Origin of the sequence: Parapedobacter lycopersici, assembly GCF_040395035.1 — a bacterium.
In the GTDB taxonomy this organism is placed as follows: Bacteria; Bacteroidota; Bacteroidia; order Sphingobacteriales; family Sphingobacteriaceae; genus Parapedobacter; species Parapedobacter lycopersici_A.
This window is the reverse complement of record NZ_JBEBRB010000105.1, coordinates 1-6,943: the sequence shown is the minus strand read 5'-3', so window position 1 is coordinate 6,943 and position 6,943 is coordinate 1. Positions and strand designations below refer to the sequence as shown.

Genomic DNA, 6,943 nt, shown 5'->3' with positions numbered 1-6,943 from the left:
AACGGGAAAGCCTGCCCGAGTCCAATGCGGGCAAGGGCCCGGTGAAGCTGGCCAAAACATTAATTGACGCCCTTCAGGAGGGGAACGACCCGCGGCTGCCATTTTACGCAACGCTATGGGAGGGCAATATTCTCTCCCAGCAGACCGCGAAGCTCCCGACTACCACCAACCCGGACATACAACGGGGGCTGCCCAACGGGTACGATGCCAATTCGATTTCGGACGCGATCCCCGGTTTCAGCAACGATATGCTCGTGGAGTTTTCGGAGCCGAATACGGCAACCCTCGCCAGTCTGGATGCCCCGTCCATGATACTGACCTACTCCGAGGTGGAGTTCCTGCTGGCCGAAGCTGCGCTCCGGGGCTGGGGCCCCGGTACAGCAGCGGAACACTACAACAAAGCCATTGCCGCCAACATGCAGTCGACCAGCTTATACCCCGTCGTTACCCTGTCGGGTGGCAGCAGCGTGATTTCCCAATCGGCCATTGACACCTACCTGGCCGCGCATGCGCTGAATACAGGCGGTTCTTTTGAAGCGCAGATGGAGCAGATTTATACACAGTTCTGGTTAGCGCACTTTATGTACTATGATAATTTCGAAGCATTTTCTACCTGGCGCCGTACAGGCTATCCGGACCTTGTACCAACCGATTACCCGGGTAATTTTACCGGCGGAACACACATGCTCCGCCTGCGTTATCCAATTGACGAGGCCACACTGAATACCGAAAATTACAATGCCGCCGTTGCCAATCAGGGACCGGACTTATATACGACGCCTGTTTGGTGGGATGTGGATTAAAGAGTTAGTTAGTAGTTAGTTAGTTGGGGATGGCTTGTCCTGGGCAAAGCCCAGGCAAGACCATCTTTTTAAGATGAACACCGAATTCAATAGCCTTGAAACCGTCGTGATTTACAACATCTATAGCGAAATGGATTAATCATGACAACTTCATTACCAGTTATAAACAACTATTCCAATGAAAAACAACCGAAGAGAATTTATCAAGAAAGGGGCATCGATGGCGGCTGCGCTGTCGGTAGCGGGCCTTAGCTCCTGCGCATCTTCCGGAACCGGTAATCATGCGGCATCCACCGCCGGTGCGCCTGCCGAATGGCCGGTAATTGCAGGTCCTGACGCACCCAAGATGTGCCTGGGGTGTTCGTCGAACGCGACAGCGGCCGAAATGCGGAAAATAAAGCAATTGGGTGTAGACCATGTGTTGATGGGCGGGCCACCGATTCCCTGGACAGTAGAAGGCCTCCGCGGTATTATGGACCGCTTTCAGGCGGAGGGACTGACCGTGATTAATATGATGATCGGCGGCCATCCAAAGACGATCTATGGTCGGGAGGGACGCGACGAGGAAATCAAGCATATTCAGGACTCCCTGCGGGCTGCGGGTCAGGCGGGACTTCCCGTGGTGGAATATAATTTCTATGCGCATCGGTTAATGGCCGGTTACTATGGGGTAGAAGGCCGTGGCGGGGCGGGGATTACGGCGTTCGATTACGCCCGGGCGGCGGATATACCCAGCGATCCCGAACCACAGACGGCCGAAATGCTGTGGGATAACCTCACTTACTTTCTGAATGCCGTGATCCCCGTAGCGGAAGAAGCCGGTGTGCGGATGGCATTGCATCCGAATGACCCACCGATTCCCATTGCCCACGGTCACGAACAGATCATGGCCCGGTTTGAAGACTGGAAACGCCTGATTTCCATCGTGGATAGTCCGGCAAATGGAATGACGTATGACTGCGGGGTATCACGTGAACTGGGCGAAGATCCGCTCGAAGTGCTGGAATACCTTGGATCACGCGATCGCATCAACCACATGCACTACCGTAATGTGATCGTGGAAACACCCTATGAAAAATACCAGGAAGTCTTTATGGACGAAGGCCAGGTAAACCTGTTTGAGGTCATGCGCGGCGTCATGAAACTGGGATACAAGTTTGGTATTTATCCGGAACATCCGCGGGCGCTGGACTACGACAAAGAACACCCGGCAGGTGTGCCGGATTTTTATCCCAACGGGGGTGGATATGCGGCGGAGGCATACAACGTGGCCTATACCCGGGCAATGATGCAAGCCGTGGGCTCGCTCGATGGCAACGGTAAATAAATCACCTTAATCGTATAAAATGAAAGCTAACAGAAGAACCTTCATCAAAAGAAGCGCGTCGCTTGCCGCGGTATTATCTGTAGGCGGGATGCATGCCGCCTGCGTTGATTCGGAAACCAGGCAGGCAGCAAAAGAAGTGGAACGGGACGCCGGAATGAAATTTGCCCTGATGATGGGGCCTACGTCTCCTCGCGTCCCCTATGCCAGGCAAATGGATGTATTACATGCCGTATCTGGCGTCCAGCGTATCGACGGCCTGGATCCATGGGATCCGAAAGCCATTGCAGCAACTAAAGCTGCATGGGAAAAGGAAGGGATCAAATGGACGGTGGTTGAGGGGCCTCCCTCTTTGGGAACACTCACCAAACTGGGACTACCAGGACGCGATGAGGAAATCGCGAATTTCATTACGTTCATGAAGAACCTGAAACAGCATGGCGACGTGGATGTGATCTGTTATAACTGGATGCCGGTGATCAGCTGGGCGCGTACCACCATGGACCGTCCGGGAAGGGGAGGTGCGCTGGTAACGTCTTTCAATAATGAAGATATCAAGAACCGACGGATAACGGAATACGGGGAGGTATCGAAGGAAGCGCTTTGGGACACACTGGAATATTTCTTGAAAGCCGTAGTGCCCGAGGCAGAGAAAATCGGGATGAATCTCTCCCTGCATCCCGACGATCCCCAAGTAGATAGCATCCAGGGGATTTCGCGTATCATGAATACGGTCGAAAACTTCGATAGAATGCTTAACCTAGTGCCGAGCAAATATAGCGGGCTGACCATGTGCCAAGGCAATTTTGCCTTGATGGGTGCGGATATACCTGTCCTGATCAGGCGGTGGGGAAATGATGGCAAAATCAATTTTGTCCACTTCCGGAATGTGCAGGATATCAGTGGAGTATTGCCGAGTACGGAATTTACAGAGACCTTCCACGATGAAGGCCAAATCGATATGTACGAAGCGATGAAGGCCTATCACGATATCGGATTCAGGGGGACCATCCGGCCCGATCACGTGCCTACCATGGCCGGGGAGGAAAATACACGCCCCGGTTACATGACGCTGGGTACGCTTTATGCGATCGGGTATATGCGCGGACTCGCGGAATCCGTCAGTAAGCAAGAGCGTAGAATATAAGTCTATGATTTAGATGTGTTTAAGAAAGGTTGTGTGGAGAATATTCAGTCAATCCTTAGGTGCGCACGTCTTACTTTGTAAGCTTATCCTTTGAAGTAAAAACCAATGAAGGCGAACTAGTCATATTAATTCGTAGTTGTAGCAAAACTACAAACACAAATTTTATTTATGACGCCAGACAACCGGACAAAATAATGTTATTACACGGGATTTCAAAATTACTAACCGTCACAGCACTGCTTGCGATAGCGTGTGCAGACTCAAATGAAAAAAGAAATGAAAAGACAGGTGAAAACTGGCCGGTTTATGGGGGCAATAACGCTGGTAACCGCTATTCGCCGCTTACCCAGATTAATAAGAATAACGTGGGCTACCTGGAAGTGGCCTGGACGTATGATACCGGGGAAAATAACAATTCATCCGAACGGGGGTATGAAATCCAGTGCCAGCCCATTATTGTTGATGGCATATTGTACGGTACAACGCCGCAGCTGAAAGCCTTCGCAATCAAAGCGGACACAGGGGAAGAGCTGTGGAAGTTCGATCCCTTTGAAGACCAGGAACCTCAATACCATCAAAACCGTGGCGTCAGCTACTGGCGTGATGGGGATGATGAACGGATCCTGTATACTGCCGGGTCTTCCTTATTCGCATTGGATGCAAAGACAGGCACACCGGTCGAAGGCTTCGGGACGGGGGGCAGGGTTAGTCTGTATGTGGGGCTGGACACGAACCTCGACCACGATATCAGCGGGTTGATGGCCATTGCGACAACACCCGGTGCGATTTATAAGGACCTGCTGATTATGGGGTCGCGGGTGTCGGAATTCGGCGACGCATTACCCGGCCACGTGCGGGCATTTGACGTGCGCACGGGCGCACTGCGCTGGGTTTTTCATACCATCCCGCAACCGGGCGAATACGGGTACGAAACCTGGCCGGAGGATGCCTATAAGTACATGGGCGGTGCCAACAACTGGTCGGGCATGGTATTGGATGCTCAACGCGGCACGGTGTTCCTGGGCACCGGTTCACCCGCCACGGATTTCTACGGCGGGGGTCGGCACGGGGAAAACCTATTCGGCAATTGCATCCTTGCGCTGGACGCCGAAACCGGTAAACGGAAATGGCATTTCCAGACGATCCATCACGACCTTTGGGACCGCGATATTCCAAATCCGCCGAACCTGATTACCGTGAACCACGATGGAAAACGGATAGCCGCCGTGGCGCAGGCCACTAAAGACGGACTGATCTATGTGCTGGACCGCGACACCGGGGAGCCGCTATTCCCTGTGGAAGAACGCCCTGTTCCGCTGGATGGCGCCGTTCCGGGTGAAGCACCTTGGCCTACACAGCCCTATCCGCTGAAGCCCGAGCCTTTTGCCCGCCAGTATTTCAAGGAGGAGGATATCAACGACCTGACACCAGGTGCATATGATGCCGTACGAAAGCGTTTTCTTGAAACCCGCTCAGGAAATAAATATATTCCACCAAGTATCGAGGGTACCCTGGTGTTCCACATCGGCGGCGGTGCGGAATGGGGCGGCACAGCAGCGGATCCGGAGGGGGTCTTTTATGTTAATTCCAACGAGATGCCGTGGGACCTGCGCATGATGGATCTTTCTACCAGTCTCCGCGAACGGGAAAAGTCCCTGGCCGCACGCGGTGAGGCGCTTTACATGACCAACTGTGCTTCGTGCCACGGTGCCGACCTGAAAGGAAGCGGGACCCGTTATCCGGCATTGGCTGACATCGGCAAGCGGATGGACCGCGAAACGGCGTTGCAGGTCATCGAATCGGGCAGCGGCATGATGCCTTCGTTCAAGCACCTTCCGGAATTCCGGAAAAATGCAATACTCAGCTATTTGTTCCATACGGATGAAAAAGTAGATTTGCATAACACGAATGAAGTGGCGGCCGTTGCTGACAGTTCGAATTTCCCATATGTGGCGCCCTGGGTGAACAACGGACAAATACAGTTCCGTACACCCGACGGGTATCCCGGTGTAAAGCCGCCCTGGGGTACGCTTAATGCAGTGGATTTAAATACCGGCGAGTACCTCTGGAAGGTGCCGTTGGGTGAGTTTCCGGAGCTGAAAGAGCAGGGTATTCCGCCAACGGGTACGGAAAACCACGGTGGCCCAATTGTGACGGCGGGAGGGCTGCTGTTCATCGGTGCCACGCAGGACGAGCTGTTCCGGGCGTTTGATAAAAGTACCGGAGAAGTACTCTGGGAGTACCGGCTGCCGGCAGGTGGTTTTGCCACTCCCGCGACTTACGAAGTCAATGGCACGCAATACGTGGTCATTGCGGCCGGTGGAACCAAGTACGGACTCAAACCGGGCGGAACCTACGTGGCATTTGCCCTGTCGGATAACGCCCCGGGAGGTAGATAGCAAAGCCGATTATTGCAAAACCAATCTTTTTAACAAATTATATAACCCATGAAAAATCTCATTTTACTGATTACCGCAATCCTTATTTCAGGCAGCCTGTTTGCGCAACGGCCTGGTGTCGGCGCATCCCCCGAATATATCCAATCGCTTACGTCGCAATGGCAGGGTGAGCGTTTTGCCGATGGCCGGCCCCATGTTCCGGACATCATGCTCCAACGCCTGGAAAAATGCACCCTGGAGCAGATCTGGGGGTATCTCGGCGCAAGGGGCTATCGTAACCAGGTAGCGAAAGACTGGCTGATGCTGAATCCCGGCGAAACGATGGTCGGCCGGGTGGTGACGGCCCGGTTTGTGCCTGCCCGTCCCGACCTGGACAGCCTCGTAAAAGCCGAAGGAAAGGCCGAGGGCCGGTCGCAGAGCGGCGGGATCAACATCTGGCCGATTGATATACTGACGAAGGGCGATGTTTATGTGGCCGATGGTTTTGGTAAGGTAAAGGATGGTACATTAATCGGTTCGAGCCTTGGCAACGCCATCTATGGCAAAACCGGCAAAGGCGTGGTCTTTGACGGTTCAATTCGTGATATGCAGGAGCTGAAAGAAACCGAAGGGTTTAATGCCTGGATCAAGGGCCACGATCCGTCGTACATCAAAGACATGACGCCGATTTCCATCAATGCGCCAATCCGTGTCGGCGAGGCCACGGTATTCCCGGGTGATATTGTATTCGCTAATGATTACGGCGTGGTGTTTATTCCCGCCCACTTGGTGGCCGGACTGGTCGTGTCTTCCGAATTGACGGCGTTACGCGACGAATTTGAACGGTTTTTACTCCGCCAGTCGAAATACCCTTCAGGTGAAATTCACGGCGATTGGAGCGATAAGATTAAGGACGAATTCAGGGCCTGGGTTGCGGAATATCCGGGAGAATTGACGGTCAGCAAAGAAGATATCGAAAAATACCTGCGCCCCCGTCGTTAAGGCTTGCTGTTACTTGCGGGAGGCGCAGCACCGCTGCTATGCTGCGTCGCCCCGCGCTGATAATTAGTTATATGTTAGGGTTGAAAAAAGGTCCGCAATGTGAGGCAGCCACCTTGCATGCGGCCTTTTTATACCGGCATTTTGAGCAGCCATGCCGCCGGTCCGGCGGATCAGCATAAAAATACCATTTTCCATTAGGGAATTTTCGGTTAACTATTGTCATATATATAGACGCCGAATTACAATTATAAGCCGAGGGGGTGTCTTTTAATTTTTATGGATGAGAAAA

Annotated in this window: 5 protein-coding genes; all 5 read left to right on the top strand. The window is 53.1% G+C overall.

Annotated features, from left to right (window positions below):
* On the top strand, positions 1 to 803 hold an 803-nt coding region (locus tag ABWO75_RS13110), incomplete at its 5' end, for a SusD/RagB family nutrient-binding outer membrane lipoprotein (RefSeq protein WP_353186242.1).
* A gap of 178 nt (positions 804 to 981) precedes the next feature.
* Positions 982 to 2,130, top strand: a complete 1,149-nt coding sequence (locus tag ABWO75_RS13105; RefSeq protein WP_353186240.1) for a mannonate dehydratase — start codon at positions 982 to 984, stop codon at positions 2,128 to 2,130.
* Positions 2,131 to 2,149: 19 nt separating this feature from the next.
* Complete coding sequence (locus ABWO75_RS13100) at positions 2,150 to 3,274, top strand: mannonate dehydratase (RefSeq protein ID WP_353186238.1); 1,125 nt, start codon at positions 2,150 to 2,152, stop codon at positions 3,272 to 3,274.
* A 194-nt stretch (positions 3,275 to 3,468) separates the two neighbouring features.
* Positions 3,469 to 5,673, top strand: coding sequence for a pyrroloquinoline quinone-dependent dehydrogenase (locus ABWO75_RS13095; protein ID WP_353186236.1), 2,205 nt, complete (start codon positions 3,469 to 3,471; stop codon positions 5,671 to 5,673).
* A 48-nt stretch (positions 5,674 to 5,721) separates the two neighbouring features.
* Positions 5,722 to 6,654 carry an RraA family protein gene (locus tag ABWO75_RS13090; RefSeq protein WP_353186234.1) on the top strand — a complete coding sequence of 311 codons (933 nt, stop codon included), beginning with the start codon at positions 5,722 to 5,724 and terminating at the stop codon, positions 6,652 to 6,654.
* Positions 6,655 to 6,943: the final 289 nt, after the last annotated feature.